This is a genomic window from Promicromonospora sp. NPDC023987 (assembly GCF_040639055.1).
Lineage (GTDB): Bacteria > Actinomycetota > Actinomycetes > Actinomycetales > Cellulomonadaceae > Promicromonospora.
The window spans coordinates 1-19,283 of the sequence record NZ_JBEZZF010000009.1 but is presented as its reverse complement, the minus strand read 5'-3'; the positions used below and the strand labels follow the sequence as shown (position 1 = coordinate 19,283).

Below are 19,283 nucleotides of genomic sequence, written 5' to 3'. Positions count from 1 at the left end.
TACCCGCAACGAACGACGCCGGGCCGGCATCCCGAGGGATGCCGGCCCGGCGTCGTTTCACGTGGAACGGAGCTTAGCGCGCTACCGCGCGGCGACCAGCGCGGTGTCGACGATCGTGCGGTACAGCGCCGCGAGGTCGTGGCCGCTCGCCGCTACCGCCTGCGGTAGGAGCGACATCTCTGTCATGCCCGGCGCCACGTTCACCTCGAGGATGTGGGCCGTGCCCGTGGCGTCGAGGATCAGGTCCGTGCGGGACAGGTGCCGCAGGTGCAACGTCTCGTGTGCGCGGACGGCGGCGTCGGCCACCTGGGCGGACTGGTCCGCGGTGAGACGAGCGGGCGCGAAGAACTCCGTCTCGCCGGCGACGTAGCGGGCTGCGTAGTCGTACCCACCGTCCGCGACGATCTCCACGGCGGGCAGGGCCTCAGGCCCGCCAGGGCCGTCGATCACGCTGATCGCCAGCTCGACGCCGGTGATCGCCTGCTCGATGAGGGCGGTCTCACCGTAGGCGAAGCACTCCACCATCGCGCGAGGCAGGTCTTCGGCGCGGGTGACCACGGTGACGCCCAGCGCAGAGCCGCCTTCGGTCGGCTTGACGACCAGGGGGAGCCCGAGGCGCCGTACCATCGTGTCGAGCACCGGCTGCGCCCCGAGATCCCGGAACAGACTCTGGGGGAGGGTCACGTAGTCGGGCGTCGCGAGACCCGCCTCGAGCAGGGCGGCCTTGGAGATGGGCTTGTTCCACACGACGCGACTCGCCCGCGGGCCAGTGCCCACGTACGGCAGCCCGAGCATGTCGAGCACGTCGCGCACGGAGCCGTCCTCCCCGGAAGCGCCGTGCAGCAGTGGCCAGACGACGTCGGGCCGGGTCTCGCGCAGGAATGTCAGGAGATCAGCGTCGACGTCGTGGACGACGACCTCGAGGCCGGTGGACCGCAACGCCTCGGCGACGCGGCGCCCCGAACGGAGGGACACGTCCCGTTCGTGCGACAGGCCACCGGCGAGAACCACCACCAGGGGAGCGCCGTCCGTGGTGTGGCACCTCGCCGGTGCGGACGAAGAGCCGGCGGTGGTGGCGGACGGCGCCGGCGCGGACGGGGCGGGAGCGGAAGGGGTCATCGAGAGACTCACTCGGTCGAGGTCAACGGGTCAGCAGATCAGAACGTCACGCCAGGTCCGGCGCGGGACCCTCGACGTCGTCCGTGTCAGGGTCGGGCCGTGCGGAGGTGCCGAAGATCTGCACCAGCTCGGACTCGCTGTTCACGACGCCGGCCAGCCGGCGCACGCCCTCGCGGATCCGGGCCGGCGTGGGGAAGCAGAACGACAAGCGCATGTGGTTCGAGCCGCTGCCGTCGAAGTAGAAGGCGGTGCCAGGTACGTACGCGACCCGAGCGGTGACCGCGCGGGGCAGCATCGCCCGGGCGTCCAGACCGTCAGGCAGCCGCACCCACACGAAGAACCCGCCCTTCGGCACGTTCCATGAGGCACTGGGCAGGTGTTCGCCGAGCGCACCGACCAACGCGTCGCGTCGTCCGCGGTAGAGCTCTCGGTAGTCCTTGATCTGAGCCTTCCAGTCGCACGTCTCGAGGTAGGTCGCCACGGCGAGCTGTGAGGCGTTCGACGGCGAGAGGACTGCCGACTCACTGGCCAGCACGAGCTTGTCCCGCACGGCGTGCGGAGCGATCACGAACCCGACCCGGTACCCGGGAGCGAAAGTCTTGGAGAACGAGCCGAGGTACAGGACACCGTCGGTGTCGTAGGAGCGCAGTGCCGGCATCGGCTCGTCGTCGAACCCGAGCAGGCCGTACGGGTTGTCCTCGACGACGAGGACACCGTGCCGACGACAGATCTCCAGCACCTGTGGACGGCGCTCGGCCGACAGCGAGACGCCCGCCGGGTTCTGGAATGTCGGGACCGTGTAGAGGAACTTCACGCGACGGCCCGCACGCGTGAGCCGCGTCAGGGCCGCGTCGAGCTTCGCGGGGACGAGTCCGTCGGCGTCGAGCGGTACCTGGACGACGTCGGCCTGGTAGGACCGGAAGACGCCGAGCGCACCCACGTACGACGGCGCCTCGGTGAGCACCACGTCACCCGGGTCCACGAAGATGCGGGTCACCAGGTCGAGCGCGGACTGCGAACCGGTGGTGACGACGACGTCGTCGGGGTGGGCAGACACACCCTCGAGCGCGACGACCTGCGTGATGTGCTCGCGCAGGCTCTCCTCGCCCTGGCCCGAACCGTACTGCAGGGCAGTGGTGCCCTTGGTGGCGATGAGCCGCTGCATGGTGTCGGCGATGACGTCGAGCGGAAGCCCCTCGAGATACGGCATGCCACCTGCCAGCGACACGACCTCAGGACGGTTCGCGACCGCGAAGAGCGCTCGAATCTCCGAGGCCCGCATGCCGTGCGCTCGTGCCGCGTACGAACCGAACCACGGGTCGAGGCGGTTTCCGGCGGTGTCGGGAAGCTCGTTCACGCGGCCCAGTCTCGCACGCGGGCCGTGTGCGGCTCCGTGTCTGTTCGTGGCGAAACGGTGAGATGACGGGGCTCACGACGACGGAGAGCGCGTGCCCGGACCCCACCCGGTGACCTCACCAGGCGCGGATCCGGACACGCGCTCTCCCCAGCGGCACGGTCGCGGTGTGCGACCGTCAGACCGCGAGGACCTCTTCGATCTCCTCTGTCAGCGCACGCTTCGGACGGGCGCCGATGATCGACTTCACGACCTCACCGCCCTTGTAGACGTTGAGCGTCGGGATCGACACGATCCCGTAGTCCATGGCGGTCTGCCGGTTCTCGTCGGTGTCGATCTTGACGATCTTGATCTTGCCCTCGTACTCGTCCGAGAGCTCCTCGAGGATCGGCGCCACCATGCGGCACGGTCCGCACCAGGTGGCCCAGAAGTCGACGAATACGGGAATGTCAGAGTCGAGGACCTCGGTCTTGAAGGTGTCGTCGGTGACCTTTGTGGTGCTCATCCAGCATCTCCTTGTTCATGGCCTCGTACGGGGCCGAGCGGGGCGGGGCCGGTTGGAGCCGGCCGGAAGCTCAGTCGTTCAGCGAGTCGAGGAACGCCTGGGCGTCGAGCGCCGCGGAGCAGCCCGAGCCGGCGGCCGTGATCGCCTGGCGGTAGGTGTGGTCGACGGCATCGCCGCAGGCGAAGACGCCGGGGAGGTTGGTGCGAGTGCTGCGCCCCTCGACAAGGATGTAGCCGTTCTCGTCCAGGTCGACCTGGCCCTTGACCAGGTCGGTGCGGGGCTCGTGACCGATCGCGACGAAGAGGCCGGTCGCGTCCAGGTCCCGGATCTCGCCGGTGACGGTGTCGCGCAGGCTGATGCCCGCGACCTTGTTGTCACCCGTGATCCCGGCGATCTCGCTGTTCCACGCGAACTCGATCTTGGGGTCCGCGATGGCTCGCTCAGCCATGATCTTGGAGGCGCGCAGGCCGTCGCGGCGGTGCACGACCGTGACCTTGGAGGCGAACCGCGTGAGGAAGGTCGCCTCCTCCATCGCGGAGTCGCCACCGCCCACCACGGCGATGTCCTGGTCCCGGAAGAAGAAGCCGTCGCAGGTGGCGCACCACGAGACGCCGCGGCCGGAGAGCCGCTTCTCGTCCGAGAGACCCAGCTCGCGGTACGCGGAACCGGTGGCGAGGATGACGGAGCGGGCGCGGTAGGTGTCGCCGCCACCGGTCACGATCGTCTTGACGTCGCCCGTCAGCTCGACCTGCTCGGCGTCGTCCCAGACGACCTTCGCGCCGAACTTCTCGGCCTGCTCGCGCATGGCGTCCATCATGTCGGGACCCTGGATCCCTGTGGGGAAGCCGGGGAAGTTTTCCACCTCGGTGGTGTTCATCAGGGCGCCGCCGGCCGTGACCGAGCCCGCGACGACGACGGGCGCGAGGCCCGCACGCGCTGCGTAGATGGCTGCGGTATATCCCGCGGGGCCGGACCCCACGATGACGACGTCGAGCACGGGGGCGTCGGTTGTCCCGGCAGCCGGAGCGGTGGTCTGTTCGGTCAAGGCGATCTCCTCGAGTTCCATGGGCACACGCAACAACACGCGGGCGGGTCCCAGTGTTCCAGCCGATGTCGACCGCGGCGCGATCGCAGGCGTGAGTCTCGCCACATAATATCGACAGATGTCGATGTATGGGTGGTGGCGACGGAAGAACTAGGGGCGCGAAGTCAGCTGTCGACTCCGCGCCCCCAGTGCTACCTGTGCGTGACTAGCTCAGCACGACCTCGCTGAGCTCCAGCCGGAACCCGTCCGGAACTTGCGGCAGCTCGGTGATCCAGATGGTGAACGAGTTGCCCACCACCGGCTCGTCCAGCTCGAAGGTCGTCGTCTCCGCGAACGTGCCCTCGGCGAGCACCTCGCCGCCTGCGCCACCCTTGAGGATCTGCACCTTGCCGCCCGGGGTGTTGGTCAGCAGCTCCACCTTGGTGACCGGGGCCGGCTCCCGGAGCCGCAGCTCCATCCCCAGCGAGTCCTTGAACCCGCCGAAGGCCGCCTGCTGGTACGTGGTCGTGTAGTAGAAGGTGGCCGGGTCGGTGTCGTAGGCGCGTTCGACCGCCTCCGGGTGGTCGATCGTCTGACCGTCCAGGTCGAGCGTGCCCAGCAGGGCAGCCGAATCGATGACCGGCCGTGCCTCCGTCTCCGGGGGCGGTGACGGCGCGGTGCTGCCCTCCCCTTCGCTCTCGCCACCTGCGGAGGCGCTCACCGTCGGGGTCGGGGAGGCATCGGCGATGACTTCCGGCGTCGGCGAGAGGACGGCGTTGATGGCCCAGATCAGGCCGGCGACCACGGCGACACCGACGAGACCGAGCACGATCGGCGTCGGGTTCACGCCCCCGCGCTTGGGCGCGGGCTGGGTCGCGAACCCACCGTCCTGCTCGTGATAGCCGCCGTTGGGGTCATACCCGCCGGGGGCGTACTGCGGCGGGTACTGCTGCGGCGCGCCCTCCTGCGGGTACTGAGCCTGCGCGTACTGAGCCTGGTCATAACCGAGCTGGCCCTGTGCGACCGGTTGCCCGAACTGGTCGTAGCCGGACGGGGCGCCCTCCTGGGGAGGCGGCGGCACGGGGGAGTGCCCGCCGTACGCCTGCGGCTCGTAGGTGTACTCGTTCTGCGGCTCCGGGTAGCCGGCGGGCACGTTGCCCGCCCCCATCGCCATCGTCTCGTCATTGCGTGCGATCCGGCCGGTGACGGGGCGTCGTACGGGCGGTGTGCCCTCGCCCCCGAAAGCGTCGGCGATGGACTGCCGCCGCGGCCCCTCCGGCTCGGGCTGCACAAATCCAGGCAGCGATGCCACTACGGAAACCTCTCCCCACGGCGTCAGGGCCGTGGTCACGTCGTCGGGGTTCATCGGTCCGTCGGTGCTGCCGGGCGCGTTGAACGCTCTGCTCACCAGGGCATCGATGTCGGCGTCCACGTGGGGAACCAGCGTGGACAGCGGCGCCACAGCGCCGGAGTCGTCGAGCTGCGCGGGCAGCGGGATCAGGGTGTCCTTCGCGATCCAGTCGGCCTCGAGGTCCTGCCCCGGCCAGCGCGCTGTCATCGCGTAGTAGAGCAGGGCCACGAGGCCTTGGGCATCGAGCTGCGCGGGCTTGCCGTTGAGCGTGTCGCCGGAGGCGAGTCCGCCGTCGAGCCCCAGGCCAGTGACCCGCACCTCGTGGCCGTCCACCCGGACCGCCTCCGGACGCAGCGCGGTGTGGTGGACACCGCGAGCCCGGGCCACGCTCAGAGCGGAGGCAGCCTCGCCGACTATCGCCCGGGCCTGCTGCTCGTCCACCAGACCGCTCGAGACGATCTCGGTCAGCGTGGTGCCGGTGTGCGGTTCGGTGACGACGTACTTGCGACCGTCGGAGTCCGAGCCGGCATCGAGCACCCGGACCAGGCGCGGGTCGGTCACCAGCGCCGCGCGGCGGGCCGAGTCGAGCGCATCACCCGCATAAGGTCCGGTCACGAGGGTGACGCGCACCTCGCGGTCCAGGATCAGATCGCGCGCCTCCCAGGCGGTTGCCGCGGCAAGGTCGGTGGACACCTGCTGGCTCAGTCTGTATCTCTCGACCAGCACGTTGCCTGGCTCGACGGTGCTCACGCGGACCTCCTCGCTCGGTCGGGGGACAGTAGCAGGTGCGTGACCGCAAGGGTCAGGCACCGTCGCCATGCTACGCGGAACCGCTGACAAGCCGCCGAAATGTCGTCCCTCCGCAACCGAGATGCGGATCAACCGCCTGCTCCGCCGCCGCCACGATGAGGGCGGACGGCGGAGGGGGGTCAGCGCTTGAGTCGCGCGAGCAACGGGCCGAGCAGGCGGTCGAGCTCCCGGACCCGGAACAGGCGGAGCAGCAGCACGTAGACCACGAGCATGGCCAGGCCGCAGAGCGCCGTCACCCACAGACCACTGAGCATGGTGAGTACCCAGCCGCTCCCGAACGAGAGTGCGCCGAACCCGCCGACCAGCTGGTACACGCCCCAGCCGGCCAGCCCCGAGAGGGCGGCGGCGAGCAGGGTCTTGGCGTGGAGGGCGAGCACCCGTCCGCCGTCGAGCCGCCCGCCGAGCTTCTTCCTGAGGCCACCGGTGCGCAGGAGCACCGTGATCCAGTTGGACAGGGCGTAGGCCGCACCGGCGGCGATGACCCAGTACTGCGGCGCCAGCCAGATCTGTGCGGCGATCAGCCCGGCCACCAGTGCCGCCGTGGACGGCACGGTGATCCAGAAGACGGAGCGACCGTCCTCGTAGGCGTAGTAGACCCACTTCATGAGCGCCATGCCACCGAGCGGCACGAGGCCGAACGAGAGAGCGACCAGCACGGGCGCGATGAGGGCGGTGCCCTCCTCGCCCGCCGTCGGGACGATGAACGCCGTGGCCGGCGCAGCCAGCACCGTGAGCGCGGCGGTTGCGAACACGGTGAAGACGCCGACGGTGCGCAGGCCCAAGGACAGATCGGCCCGGACACGGTCGGTGTCGCCCTCCTGCGCCGCCTTGCTGATCCCGGTGAACAGCGCCGTCGCGATGGAGACCGTGACGAGGGAGTGCGGCAGCAGGTAGATCAGGAGCGCCTGGGTATAGGCAGCGTTACCGGCGAACTCGACGCCTGCCCCGCCGGACGCACCGGCCTCGGCCGCGACCCGGGTCAGGTAGAGAACGCCTGCCTGCTCCAGCACCACCGCGGCGAACGTCCAGATGGCCACCGACCCGGCCGAGCGCAGCCCGATGCCGCGCAGCCCGAGCCGGAAGTTCCAGCGGAAGCCCGAGCGCAGCAGCGGCACCAGCAGCACGAGCGCCTGCGCCACGATGCCGAGGGTGGCCGTGGCCGCCAGCAGGATCGTGCGTGGCGTGTCCCACTCGGCGAGATCGTTGATCCCGAGCTCCGGAGCGGTGCCGAACACCACGAGGAAGACGCCGAACCCGATGACGGAGACCACGTTGTTGGCCACGGGCGCCCACATGAACGGCCCGAACTGCTCGCGGGCGTTGAGCACCTGGCCCAGCAGCGTGTACAGGCCGTAGAAGAACAGCTGGGGGATGCACCAGTACGCGAACACGGTGCCCAGGGCGAGCTGCTCGGCGGTCCAGCCGTCGGTGTAGAGCATGACGACCCATGCCGAAGCGCCCGTCAGGATCGCGGTGATGGCGAGGATGCCGACTGCCGAGATCGTGAGCAGCTTGTCGATCCGCTCCTGCGCGTTGTGCGCGCGGAACGCCTTGACGATCTGGGGGACCAGTACGGCGTTCAGCATCCCGCCCGCGAGGATCGCGAACAGCACGTTGGGCAGCTTGTTCGCGACGTCGAACGCGTTCGCGACCGTGCCGGCGGAGCCGATCGCGGCCACGAGCATCATGTTGCGGACCAGGCCGCCGAGGCGCGAGGCCGCGGTGCCGGCCGCCATCACCAGCGAGTTGCGGCCCAGTCCGCTGGACGACGGCGGGGTGGCGGGCTCGCCCGGACCGCTCGCGGCCTCGGCGCTGGGGTCCGAGGCGGGATCGGTCGGTACGGTCACGGTGTTCTCCTGGGTCAAGCGACTACTCCCGTGGTCTGGGCCTTGCCCGGTGTGGTGCTGCCGACATGTACGGCGGCCGAAACATTACTCCGCCGGGACGGCCACGGAGCTCGCAGAGGTGGTCGGCGGTGGCTCCAGCGCCTCGGCCGATGTGCCGGTCGCCTCCTCGACGTCCTTGCTGGTGGCACGGTACGGGGACTTTCCGCGGCGCACCGTGCGCCAGATCCCGGCCAGGAACAGCAGCGCGACGAGGCTGGCGGCGATCCAGGTGCCGACCTCCTCCCAGCCCGCGCGGACGCGGACCTGGAACGACGAGTTGTCGGTGATCTTCGCGCCGGTGGGCGTCTGGATCCGTGCGGTGACCTCGACGTCGCCGGAGCCGATGGCGCGCACCGGCACCTGGACGTCCACCTCTTGACCCGCCGGGATCGTCGCCTCGCTATGGGCGTCGACGGTGAGTCGCGGATGGTCGGGGCGAAGCACCACGGTGACCGTCGCGTCCAGGTCGAGCCCGTTGCGGACGCGCACCGGGATCTTGCCGACGTCCGTGATGAAGTTGATGTCCTCGCGGGGCACGACCGTGACGGACTCGTGCGTCAGCTCGTTCGTGGTCTGCAGGACCTGCTGGACCGTCGACGACCTCCGCCCCGGGTCCTGGCGATGCGCGACCGACAGTGGTGCGATCAGGCGGACGACGCCCGGGCGCCAGATCTGTCCAGCCTCTTCGCCCGCGACGGAGGAGAAGGTGACGACGGCGTCGCGAGCACGCTCGAGCGCTGCCACATCGCTGGGGCTGATCTCCGCCTTGGCGGGCCGGTGCTTCGGCAGGGGAGCGCGGCCCTCGTTCTGTGCGTCCTGCTGAAAGAGCGTGTCGAGCGTCGTCGTGTCGACCCAGGGCGCCTTGTCGAGCGTGTCGAGGATCGAGATCGCCGACTCGGCTTCGGGCGTCCAGGTGCGAGGAGCCGCTATGAAGACCGTCGGCGGGTCGGCCGGCGTCTGGCTGACGATCGCGGCGGTGTCCGCGAGCAGACGTTGCGCACCTTCTGCTGCGGTGGAGGCTGTCGAGGCCTCCGCCGACGTGTCCGTGGTGCTCTCTGCCGACGCGGAGCCGGCCGCCGACAGATCGGTCGCCGACACGAAGGTCTGCGTCATCGTCCTGTCGGTGACCGCTGCGTGCGCTGTGCCCGACGGCGTCGCGACGTCCGCCCGGCCGGTCAGGGTGCCGTAGCCGTCGTACGCCAACCCGCCCGCGCCGACCACGACGTGCTGCCTGTCCATGGACACGGCGAGGTCGAGCGTCTGGAGATCGGGCACCACACCGTCCGCGGGCCATGCCAGGGTCCGGTCCCAGCTCTCGGGGACTGTCCAGTCGGGGATGCGGGGTGCGCGCACGAAGCTCCGCCGGCCCGTGGCGTACACCTCGGCGTGCGCGAGGGCGGCGAGGTCCAGGTCATGGTTGGGGAGCGTGTACGTGGCCGTCTGCTCGGCGGCGGCGACCATGCGCTCGGACCATTCCGTGAGCGCCGGGTCCTCCGACGTCGAAGCCCTGCCCATCACGTTGGGGTCGATCGCGAGCGACAGGTCGGTGTCCTCCGCGACTCGAAGCACGCCGTCGAGGCGCTGGCCCTCGGCGGCCTGCTGGGCGAGCTCGATCTCGGCCGCGTCCGGGTCGGACGGATCCGTCGCAGGGCTCGTCACGGCGGCCAGGACGCTGAGCTGCATGGGCGCGCGCTCGGTGCCGTCGGCGTCGTACATCAGGAACGTGCGGGCGACGCCGAGGCGGCCCGTGGCGTCGTTGACGCTCACCGCGAGCCGGCGTGGGCCGAATCCCTGCAGGGCGTGGAAGCCGGGGTCATAGGTGAACGAGACGTTCGTGGACGCGCCGGGCGCCAGCTTGGAGATCGACTCGTCGGTGGGCTCGCCGTAGACGGGGTCGAGCAGCTCGGCGTCGGACCATGCCGCGATCTGCTCGCGGGAGGTCAGTGCGAGGTAGTCGACGGTCAGCTGGGCCGTCGTTCCGGACACCGTGGCATCGGTGTTGTTGGTGATCCGTGCCCGGATGGTCACCTCGTCGCCACGCTTCGCGACGGGATGCGAGATCTTGATGATCGAGACGCCGAGCGGGCCCTTGTCGGAGGGGGCCGCAGGGACGTGCTCGGCCACGGCGTCGGCGGGCACAGGGGCCTGGCCGGCGGACGGGGCGGTGGCGGTCGCCGGGACGGCGGCTGACCCGACGAGCAGCACGGCCGCCAGGACCACGGCGCTCATCCTGCCGGTGCGGCGGGCGGCCCAGAGGCGGGCGGGACTGCGGGAGATGTCGGGGTGCTGCGTCATGGCAGGTCGGGGCGCTCCGTGGGGAAGGCGTCAGCGCGCAGCGCGTCCCGGAGGCTCCTCGACGAGACGAGGAGGTCCAGGGCGGCGGCGGCCAGCCGCTGCTCGTTCGGGTACGACAGGCGCTGGGAGAGCTCGTCGACCCTGACCCAGAGAGCGTCCTCGGCTTCGCCGTCCGGATCGTCCTCCACGGTCAGGCGACCGCCCTCCGCGCGCAAGAGGTAATGGTGCACCACCTTGTGGACTCGCCGGTCCTCACCGGTGAACCAGTAGTCGATCACGCCGAGCTCCGCTTGGATAGAGCCGCGGATCCCGGTCTCCTCGTGGATCTCGCGGATCGCCGCTTCCTGTGGCGTCTCCCGGCCTTCGAGGTGCCCCTTCGGCAGGCACCATTCCAGCCGGCCGGTGCGGTTCCTGCGCAGCAGCACTGCCGCGCTGAACTCCTCGGGACGTTCGGATCCGCCCCGCAGGACCAGGCCCCCGGCGGACGTCTCGTCCACGATGGGCAGGTGTGCCGGGCTGCTCGTCGAAGCGGCACGTCGGGCAGGATTCACCCGCAACGGCGCTCCGCCGGGTGGCGGAGGCACGTCCGGGCGACCGTCTGGACGGTCGCTCGCCGGAACAGGGGTGGACATGCCCCAACACTACCGACTGAGCACGGTTGGTCTGGTCAGGGGGTGTGGGCGGTTTCGGGCACGGCGTGCATCGGCGCGACTGATCGAAACCCGGGCGGTTCGATCTAGCGGTGCGTGTTGTCGTGTCACGTCTGGGACAATCTTGGGCTGTGTCTACCCCTGAGCAGGATCTGTTGCGACGCGCGCTCGGCGTGCTGACCGAGATGGCGCCCGCCGCGCTCGAGCTGGGCGACCAGTTTCGTGCCGCGGGGCACGAGCTCGCGCTGGTCGGCGGGCCGGTGCGGGATGCGTTCCTCGGCCGGACGAGCAACGACCTCGACTTCGCGACGTCCGCCTCGCCGAGCCAGACGCAGAAGATTCTCGCGCGCTGGGGCGACGCCAACTGGGACATCGGGCGGGAGTTCGGCACCATCGGGGCCCGCCGGGGGGACGTCGTCGTCGAGGTGACGACGTACCGGACCGACAAGTACGACCCGGCGTCCCGCAAGCCCCTCGTCGAGTTCGGCGACTCGCTCGAAGGCGACCTGTCGCGACGCGACTTCACCGTGAACGCGATGGCCGTGCGTGTGCCCGACCTGACGTTCGTGGACCCGTTCGACGGCCTGAGCGACCTCGCAGCCGGCGTGCTTCGTACCCCCATCGCGCCCGAGCGTTCGTTCGACGACGACCCGCTGCGCATGATGCGTGCCGCGCGGTTCGCCGCCCAGCTCTCGTTTCACGTGGAACAAGGGACGCTCGCCGCACTGGTCGCGATGGCCGAGCGGATAGAGATCGTGTCGGCGGAACGGGTGCAGGCGGAGATCACCAAGCTGCTCCTGAGCGACAACCCGCGCGCCGGCCTGGAGGTCCTGGTCGACACTGGCCTCGCCGAGCAGGTGCTGCCGGAGCTGCCGGCGCTCCAGCTCGAGATCGACGAGCACCACCGGCACAAGGACGTCTACCAGCACTCGCTCACGGTGCTGGAGCAGGCGATCGCGCAGGAGACCGGGCCCGACGGCGCGGTGCCGGCCCCAGACCTGGTGCTGCGCCTGGCGTCGCTGCTCCACGACATCGGCAAGCCCGCCACCCGCCGGTTCGAGCCCGGCGGCGGTGTGAGCTTCCACCACCACGAGGTGGTCGGAGCGAAGCTCACCGCCAAGCGGCTCAAGGCGCTCAAGTTCGAGAAGCAGGTGGTGAAGGACGTGTCGCGGCTCGTCGAGCTGCACCTGCGGTTCCACGGTTACGGCGACGGGGCATGGACCGACTCCGCGGTCCGCCGTTACGTGACCGACGCCGGTCCCCTCCTCGAGCGGCTGCACCGGCTCACCCGCGCCGACTCGACGACGCGCAACAAGCGGAAGGCGCAGCGGCTGTCGGACGCGTACACGGACCTGGAGAACCGGATCTCCGTGCTGCGTGAGCAGGAGGAGATCGACGCGATCCGCCCGGACCTGGACGGTACGCAGATCATGGCGATCCTCGGGATCTCGCCGTCGCGCGAGGTCGGTGAGGCGTACAAGCACCTGCTGAGCCTGCGCATGGAGAAGGGCCCGCTGGGTGCGGACGTGGCGACGGAGGAGCTGAAGAAGTGGTGGGCTGAGCGCGGCTGACGTCACCGCCCACAGTCAGACGTGGGTCGGGTCGAAGAGGGCGCTGACCGACTCGCCGCTGTGGATCCGGCGTACCGCTTCCGCGAACGCCGGTGCCACGCTGATCACCGTCAGCTTGTCGTGCGCTAGCAGCCCTGCCGACGGCACCGTGTTCGTGGTGACGATCTCGACGACGTCGGGATCGGCCGCGATGCGACGGACCGCGTCGTTGGCGAAGATTCCGTGCGTGCAGGCGATCCGCACGCTGCGTGCGCCGTGCTCACGGAGCAGGTCGAGGATGGCGATGATCGTGGAACCGTTGGCGATCTCGTCGTCGAGCACGATGATGTCGCGGCCCGTGACGTCGCCGATCAGGGACGTGATCTCGACCCGGTCGCCGTCGAACCGCTCCTTCGCGGCCGCGGCGACGGGTACACCGAGCATCTTGGCGAACGCCGAAGCGCTCTTCGCGTTGCCGAGGTCGGGGGACACCACAGTGGCCTTCGAGAGGTCGCTCGGCAGGAAGTGTGACGCCAGCTCGCGCAGCGCGTTGAGCTGGTCGGTCGGCACCCGGAAGAACGCGTGCACCTGCGGAGCGTGCAGCGTCATGGTGAGGATGCGGTTCACGCCTGCCGTCTCCAGCAGGTCCGCGACGAGGCGGCCGCCGAGCGAGATGCGCGGCGCGTCCTTCTTGTCCGAGCGGGCATACGCGAAGTGCGGCATGACGGCGGTGATCCGGCCGGCGGACGCGCCCTTGGCGGCGTCGACCATCAGCAGGAGCTCCATCAGGCTCTCCTGCGCCGGCCGCACCACGGACTGCACGAGGTAGATGTCGCGCTCCCGGCAGTTCTCCAAGAGCTGGACCTGCAGGCAGTCGTTCGCGAAGCGCTGGATCTTGATCGGACTCAACGCGACGTCGAGATCAGCGCACATCTCGTGAGCGAAGCGCTGACCCCCGGTACCAGCAAAGACCCGCACCTCGGCCATGGCTGGAAGTCTACGGAACGTCCAGCCCGCACGCCCAGCAGGGAGGCGGCATCATGTGGATCGTGCGCCTCACCGACTGGCAGACCTGGGAACCGTTCGTCGACGCGCTGCGTCGCTCCGCGCCGCCCTCGACTGAAGTCAGCGAGTTCGTCGGCACCGTCGGGCGGGGCGCGTGGCAAGGCAGATACCTGGACGACGGCGACGCCGACATCCGTCGCGACCACTACCGTGAGCTCGCCCGCGCGGCCGCACGGTCCGGTGACCGCGGTCCCAAGGCCGATCTCGACGATGCGTTGCGGGCGATCGCCGAACTCACGCCGGACGCCGAGCAGCTCGTGCGGGTCCGTGCCGCTGCCCGCTCCCACGACGATGCGGTCGAGCTGGTCGCGCTGCCGCCCGCCGTCGTCTCCGGGTCGTCCGCGCCGTTGCTCGAGGTGGTGCTGGAGCCTGGGGCACTTCCGAGGCAGTACCTGGAGCTGATCGAGCCGGTGCCGGGCGCCGCACCGGCGCCGTCGGCCGACCCGGACGCCGTGACGCGGGTGATCAGGGACCGGATGCCCGACGCCGTCGGTGCGGCTCCCGAGGCGATCGCCGCCGCAAGTGCCGGCCTGCCCGACGGCATCGACCTGCCGGAGGAGGTGCGTGCGCTGTACGCGGCGGCCGGGTCGGGCAGCCTGAAGCTGCCACCTGAGGAGGGCTTGTTCGGCGGATTCGAGATCGTGCCGCTGAACGACAGCCTCCTGCGCGAGGCGTTCCTGCCCGCCGCGCGTTTCGATACCTGGACCGCCGACGCTGCGACGTTCGCGAGCGAGGACCCCGCAGGCCGGGTGCAGGCGGCGATCGGTTCACCGCTCTGGTTCCCCGTCGGGTCCGACGGCGCGGGGAACGTCTACGCCGTCGATCTCGCGCCGGGCGTGAACGGGCACGTGGGGCAGGTGGTGCTGCTCGACCACGAGACGCGGGCCGGGGCCGTGTACCGGGCGGAGAGCCTGGCGGCGCTGCTCGTGGGGAGGCGGACGAGTCTCGACAAGCTCGGCCAGCGGGGTGGGGTCGACCGGCGGGGTGGGGAGCCTGAGCGGCAGGACGAGTTCCTGAACCTCGACCCTGCCGAATGGGTGGAGCGACTCGACGCGGGGACGGTGCCCAGCACCCTCAAGGCCGCCGGGCTGGTGCCCGACCGGACGCATCCACCGGCACTGACGGACGCCATTTCGGCGGCGAACCGGCTGCTCGACCTACGGGGTCTGGCGCCGATCGAGGTCACCCGCCTGACCCGCCCGGAGCACAAGAGCCTGCTCGGCCGCCTCTTCGATCGATAGTGCGGCACGTGGTGCTCGAATCCATTCCCGCTGTGAGGTGCACTGGTTCGAAGGGTGCCAGCAGACGTGAACTGTGTTCGGCTGGTGCCGGTCAATGCGGGCTGTGCTGAAGTGTTCGGCCTGGCTGAACTTCTCGGTGCAGCGGTGAACGTGATTCAGCAGACCTGGCCGGTGCCCGTCGAGTACACCTCGCCCCGGAGCGCCCCGGAGCGCCCCGGAGCCGCCCCGGAGCCGCCCCGGAGCGCCCCGCGTGGACCCGGGTACGACGGAGGGCAGGAACCCGCACCTGGATTCCTGCCCTCGTCGCGCTACGGCCCGATCGAGCCGGACAGCGGTTCAGTGACCCCCGTGGAACTCGCCGTCGTTCTCCGGCCGCTTGACGAGCGCCGCGAGGACGATGGTCACGACCATCACCCCTGCGCCGATCCCGAAGGCCAGACCAGCACCGCCGGTCATGGCCTCGGCGGGCGAGGACCCGGACTCGATCAACGCCTCCGACCGGATGGTCATGATGGCGATGAACAGCGCGGTGCCCGCGGCACCGGCGACCTGCTGCACGGTGTTGATCGTGGCCGAACCGTGCGAGTACTGGTGCGGCCGCAGCACCCCGAGCGCCGAGCTGAACAGCGGCGTGAACACGGAGGCCAGGCCGACCATCAGCACGATGTGCGCACCGAGAACGTAGAACAGCGAGGTCTCGGTCGTGAGGAACGCCAGCATGCCGACCGCGACCGTCACCAGCACGGTGCCGGGGACCATGATCGGGCGCGGGCCGACCCGGTCGTACAGGCGACCGATGACCGGACCCAGCAGACCCATCGCGACGCCACCGGGCAGCATGATCAGGCCGACGGTGAGGGGCGCCATCCCCAGGGCGTCCTGCAGCACGAGCGGCAGCATGACCATGGTGCCGAGCATCGCCATCATCGCGACTGCGATGATCGCGACGCCGAGGCGGAAGTTCGGCTGCAGGAACGTGCGCAGGTCGAGCAGTGCGGAATTGGTGCGCTGGCGTGCGACCTGCCGCCAGATGAAGAGGCCGAGCGTCATGAGCCCCACGCCCAGGGGGATCCACGGGTTGATCGGCGCACTGTGCTGCGCCGCCTCGCCCAGGCCGGACAGGCCCCAGACGACGCCACCGAACGCGACCAGCGCGAGCAGGAGCGACACGGGGTCGAGGTGGTGGTGGTCCTTCTCGGACACGTCGCGGATCCAGAGCATGCCCGCGACCAGCGCGAGCACCGCGATCGGCAGTACGACGCCGAACACCCAGCGCCAGCCGAGCGGGCCCACGATGGCTCCCGAGACTGTCGGCCCGAGGGCCGGCGCCAGTGCGATGACCAGCGTGACGTTACCCATGACGCGCCCGCGCATGTGCGCCGGAACGATGGTCATGACCGTCGTCATCATCAGCGGCATCATGATCGCGGTGCCGATGGCCTGTACCACTCGACCGGTCACCAGGAAAGCGAAGGTCGGCGAGATGATCGCCAGTGCGGTGCCCACCGTGAACAGCGACATCGCCAGCAGGTACGCACGGCGCGTGCCGAGCCGGTTGATGAGATACCCGGTGGCCGGGATGACGACGGCCATCGTCAGCAAGAACGCCGTGGTGAGCCACTGGCCGGTCGTCGCAGTGATGTTCAGGTCGGCCATGATCGGCTGCAGCGCCACGGACATCGTGGTCTCGTTCAGGATCACCGTGAACGCGCTCGCCATGAGCAGCGCAATCGCCCGGAAGTGGCCGGGGGCCAGCTTGTCGGTGCGCGACAGGACGGCTGCTCCGGGCGCTGCTTCGGTCGACGAAGGCCCGTTCGTGGGTGGATCGCTCAGCTGGTCGGGCGGGCCAATGGTGTCGGTACTCATGCGTTCCCTCTCGGTACGGTGCGCGCGGGCCGAGATCGGGAGCGACACTGCACACGACCTACGTCTAACGACGCCGGATCATCGTCGGGTATTCCCGGCGATGATCGCGACCTCTTTTTACCGACGTCTGCGGTGAGCAGAAATCATCGGTTCGCTTCCGCAGGCTCCATACCCGGCTCCGAACCGTCCTGCGCGTCCCCCGGAGCTACCGACTCCATCACTGGGGCCGCCACCCCGAGCGTCACGCCCTGCTGGGCCATGAAGGGCTCCGGGTCCACCGCCTGCCCGCTCACCCGCAGCTCGTAGTGCAGGTGGCAGCCCGACGACGTGCCCGCACCCGCCGGGTCGATCCGCGAGTCACCGCCCATGGACGCGATCTGCTGCCCTGCCTGCACCGTGTCGCCGACCCGAACCAGGTTGGTGCCGGTGAGCAGGTGACCGTAGGTCGAGTCGAGGCCGTTGCCATGCTCGATCCGGATCGTGTTGCCGGTGCCCCAGCCGGTCGCCCCGGAGATCACCACGCGCCCCGCCGCGGCCGCGAACACCTGGGTGCCGCACGACGCCGCGATGTCCTGGCCCAGGTGATACGTCGAGGCACCGGCGATACCCGTGCTGCGCGGCCCGAACCCCGACGCCTTGGACCCGACTGCCGGGTTGGCCCAGCCGCCGGTGCCGACGGCGGCGTTCCCGACCGAACCGCTCATGCAGGGTGCGCCGGCCGCAGCGCCTTGGATGGACTGGGAGAGCGCGGTGAGGTCCTGCTTGTCCGCCCCGCTGACGAGCTGCATCACCCGGAGGGCATCCTCCCAGTACTGCTGGTAGTGGTACGGGTCGGCGTTCCGCTGCGCCTTGTGCGCGGCGATGGTCGGCTCAAGCGTCTCCCAGCCGGTGACCGCGAGCAGCCGGTCGTAGAACCGGCCCGACGACTGCACGGGATCGAGACGCTCCTCTACCGTCCCGTACCACTTCTGCTCCTGGAACATGCCGATCGAGGAGGTCAGCGTCCCGTCAGGGTTGCGCACCCCGAACCGGTCGTCGCCGTAGTCGAGGTTGCGCATCCCGGACTCGCCCAGGGCTGTCATCACGGCGATGGCCTGCGCCCGGCCCGGAACGCCCCGCTCCTGGCCCACCTGCAGGATCACCGACGCGTTCTGCAGCTGCTCGCCAGTGAAGCCCCCGGCCGACGTGGCCTGGCCCTCGGCCGGCACCACGGACGCCGACAAGCTGCAGCCGTTCTGCGACTGGTTCTCGCTGACGGCGCCGCCCACCAGGACGACCATCGCGATCACCGCGGCCGGCACCGCCATGACGGCGGCGACCAGCACGCCGAGCACGAGCACCGCACGCCTGGTCGGGTCGTCCTTCCGCACGCCTCGGCCCGGCCGCCGGCCCCGGGACCGGACGGCCTGTGAGGCGACCCGCGTCGCCAGCTCGGCGGTGCCCCGGCCGCTCACGACCCCTCCGGCGGCCTGATCTGCTCGGCGAGCCAGGGGGCCGCGCCGTCGGCCCGGGTCAGGAGCACCGTGTAGCTGCCGATGTCCGTAGGCACCGCCACCTCGGCGAGCAAGGTGGACGTCTCGTCGGTGACCTTCGGCTCGCCGGTCACCGAGGTGACCGGCACGAGCCGCGGGTCGACGTCCTGATAGACGGGCTGCGCCTGCGGCGTGAGCAGCGGCTTCAGGCCGGACCACCAGTCGTCCGCGCTCTGGTCCGTCGCCGCGAACGCCGCGACGGTGGCACCGGCGGCGTCGCGCGCTGCCGTGCGGACGGTCTCGTCCCAGGCCGCCTCGACAGGTTCGCTGGGCGCCGTCTCGTCGAACTCGGGCTCGGCCGACACCTCGATCGCCGGGTCGCCGGCCGCCGGCTGCCCCTCGACCTCCTCGGTGGCCGGCGGCTGCCCGGCATCCGCCTCGGGAGCCGTACCCGCCGAACCGTCGAAGTCGTCCTGCGCCCCGGGCGCGAGGGCGCCCGCGCTCTCCTGCGTGGTGGGGTCCACGGGGCCGCCCTCGCGCGGCCAGCCGATCCAGGTGCCGATCGCGAGGACGACCACCGTGATCACCACGATGACTGCACGTTTCATCAGCGGCCCAGCCCTCGCATCTGACGGCGACCGGGGTTGTGCACGATCGCCGACGGCTGGGGCCCGCCGGCCTGCGGCGCCCCACCCTGTCGCGCCGCGTTGAGCGACTGGGCAAGCCGCGCGGCGCTCTGCGACCGCTCGCCCTGCCGGCCCAGGCCCCGTGCAGCCCCGAGCGCCTGCTTGGCCTGTCTGGCCTTGCGCACCACGCTGAGCGCCTTGGAGGCACCGACCGCGGCGCTGGACGTGCCACCGCTCGCGACCATGGATCCGGCCTGCAGGGCGACCGACGTCCCCGTGCGGCGGGCGCTGCCCAACCGGTCGCTGAGGCGCTCGCCGGCCGTCGGCGGCAGGTGCGGGCTGGGCTCGTTCGACGGCTTCTCGCCGACGTTCGAGCCCTCCGGCAGCGGCTCGGTGCCGGTGCGTCCGCCGTCGGGCGACCCGTCCTGGACCGTGCGCGCGGCCGTCGTCCAGGCGTTGCCGCGGCCGT

Annotated in this window: 15 protein-coding genes; 2 read left to right on the top strand and 13 right to left on the bottom strand. The window is 70.5% G+C overall.

Annotation, left to right across the window (positions count from 1 at the left end; translation table 11 throughout):
* Positions 1-81: 81 nt before the first annotated feature.
* The 8 genes from AB0F40_RS06475 to AB0F40_RS06440 form a co-directional block, all read right to left on the bottom strand.
* Entirely contained in the window at positions 82-1,119 is a 1,038-nt protein-coding gene (locus AB0F40_RS06475) for a D-alanine--D-alanine ligase (protein WP_357465307.1), read from the bottom strand.
* A 46-nt stretch (positions 1,120-1,165) separates the two neighbouring features.
* Complete coding sequence (locus tag AB0F40_RS06470; protein WP_357465306.1) at positions 1,166-2,476, bottom strand: PLP-dependent aminotransferase family protein; 1,311 nt, start codon at positions 2,474-2,476, stop codon at positions 1,166-1,168.
* 175 nt (positions 2,477-2,651) lie between these two features.
* Positions 2,652-2,978 (bottom strand): thioredoxin, encoded by a 327-nt coding sequence (gene trxA, locus AB0F40_RS06465; protein WP_357465305.1) that lies wholly within the window; start codon positions 2,976-2,978, stop codon positions 2,652-2,654.
* Positions 2,979-3,048: 70 nt separating this feature from the next.
* Positions 3,049-4,044, bottom strand: coding sequence for a thioredoxin-disulfide reductase (trxB, locus tag AB0F40_RS06460; protein WP_357465304.1), 996 nt, complete (start codon positions 4,042-4,044; stop codon positions 3,049-3,051).
* 184 nt (positions 4,045-4,228) lie between these two features.
* Positions 4,229-6,103, bottom strand: a complete 1,875-nt coding sequence (locus AB0F40_RS06455; protein ID WP_357465303.1) for a hypothetical protein — start codon at positions 6,101-6,103, stop codon at positions 4,229-4,231.
* Between the two features lie 179 nt (positions 6,104-6,282).
* On the bottom strand, positions 6,283-8,010 hold the full coding sequence (murJ, locus tag AB0F40_RS06450; protein ID WP_357465302.1) for a murein biosynthesis integral membrane protein MurJ: 1,728 nt from the start codon (positions 8,008-8,010) through the stop codon (positions 6,283-6,285).
* A gap of 84 nt (positions 8,011-8,094) precedes the next feature.
* Complete coding sequence (locus tag AB0F40_RS06445; RefSeq protein WP_357465301.1) at positions 8,095-10,344, bottom strand: DUF6049 family protein; 2,250 nt, start codon at positions 10,342-10,344, stop codon at positions 8,095-8,097.
* Positions 10,341-10,976: an NUDIX hydrolase gene (locus tag AB0F40_RS06440; protein ID WP_357465300.1), complete on the bottom strand. Its 636-nt coding sequence runs from the start codon at positions 10,974-10,976 to the stop codon at positions 10,341-10,343. Before AB0F40_RS06440 ends, AB0F40_RS06445 begins: the two co-directional genes overlap by 4 nt.
* 149 nt (positions 10,977-11,125) lie before the next feature.
* Here AB0F40_RS06440 and AB0F40_RS06435 point away from each other — a divergent pair, with 149 nt between their 5' ends.
* Positions 11,126-12,565: a CCA tRNA nucleotidyltransferase gene (locus AB0F40_RS06435; protein WP_357465299.1), complete on the top strand. Its 1,440-nt coding sequence runs from the start codon at positions 11,126-11,128 to the stop codon at positions 12,563-12,565.
* Between the two features lie 15 nt (positions 12,566-12,580).
* On the opposite strand, the gene AB0F40_RS06430 is transcribed toward AB0F40_RS06435, so the two are convergent.
* On the bottom strand, positions 12,581-13,531 hold the full coding sequence (locus AB0F40_RS06430) for a ribose-phosphate pyrophosphokinase (RefSeq protein WP_357465298.1): 951 nt from the start codon (positions 13,529-13,531) through the stop codon (positions 12,581-12,583).
* Between the two features lie 53 nt (positions 13,532-13,584).
* Here AB0F40_RS06430 and AB0F40_RS06425 point away from each other — a divergent pair, with 53 nt between their 5' ends.
* Complete coding sequence (locus tag AB0F40_RS06425) at positions 13,585-14,850, top strand: SMI1/KNR4 family protein (protein ID WP_357465297.1); 1,266 nt, start codon at positions 13,585-13,587, stop codon at positions 14,848-14,850.
* A gap of 336 nt (positions 14,851-15,186) precedes the next feature.
* Here the strand turns inward: AB0F40_RS06425 and AB0F40_RS06420 are convergent, their stop codons facing one another.
* The 4 genes from AB0F40_RS06420 to AB0F40_RS06405 all read right to left on the bottom strand — a co-directional run.
* Positions 15,187-16,716 carry an MDR family MFS transporter gene (locus AB0F40_RS06420; protein ID WP_357465296.1) on the bottom strand — a complete coding sequence of 510 codons (1,530 nt, stop codon included), beginning with the start codon at positions 16,714-16,716 and terminating at the stop codon, positions 15,187-15,189.
* Positions 16,717-16,859: 143 nt separating this feature from the next.
* Positions 16,860-18,170 (bottom strand): M23 family metallopeptidase, encoded by a 1,311-nt coding sequence (locus AB0F40_RS06415; RefSeq protein ID WP_357465295.1) that lies wholly within the window; start codon positions 18,168-18,170, stop codon positions 16,860-16,862.
* Positions 18,167-18,796: a hypothetical protein gene (locus AB0F40_RS06410; protein WP_357465294.1), complete on the bottom strand. Its 630-nt coding sequence runs from the start codon at positions 18,794-18,796 to the stop codon at positions 18,167-18,169. Before AB0F40_RS06410 ends, AB0F40_RS06415 begins: the two co-directional genes overlap by 4 nt.
* Positions 18,796-19,283: hypothetical protein (locus AB0F40_RS06405; protein ID WP_357465293.1), on the bottom strand; the 488-nt coding region annotated here is incomplete at its 5' end. The genes AB0F40_RS06405 and AB0F40_RS06410, both read right to left, overlap by 1 nt.

Coding starts and splice junctions, on each gene's coding strand:
- AB0F40_RS06410 (WP_357465294.1), bottom strand. CDS start 18,796: ATGAAACGTGCAGTCATCGTGGTGATCACGGTGGTCGTCCTCGCGATC.
- AB0F40_RS06420 (WP_357465296.1), bottom strand. CDS start 16,716: ATGAGTACCGACACCATTGGCCCGCCCGACCAGCTGAGCGATCCACCC.
- AB0F40_RS06430 (WP_357465298.1), bottom strand. CDS start 13,531: ATGGCCGAGGTGCGGGTCTTTGCTGGTACCGGGGGTCAGCGCTTCGCT.
- trxB (WP_357465304.1), bottom strand. CDS start 4,044: ATGGAACTCGAGGAGATCGCCTTGACCGAACAGACCACCGCTCCGGCT.
- trxA (WP_357465305.1), bottom strand. CDS start 2,978: ATGAGCACCACAAAGGTCACCGACGACACCTTCAAGACCGAGGTCCTC.
- AB0F40_RS06440 (WP_357465300.1), bottom strand. CDS start 10,976: ATGTCCACCCCTGTTCCGGCGAGCGACCGTCCAGACGGTCGCCCGGAC.
- AB0F40_RS06425 (WP_357465297.1), top strand. CDS start 13,585: ATGTGGATCGTGCGCCTCACCGACTGGCAGACCTGGGAACCGTTCGTC.
- AB0F40_RS06475 (WP_357465307.1), bottom strand. CDS start 1,119: ATGACCCCTTCCGCTCCCGCCCCGTCCGCGCCGGCGCCGTCCGCCACC.
- AB0F40_RS06445 (WP_357465301.1), bottom strand. CDS start 10,344: ATGACGCAGCACCCCGACATCTCCCGCAGTCCCGCCCGCCTCTGGGCC.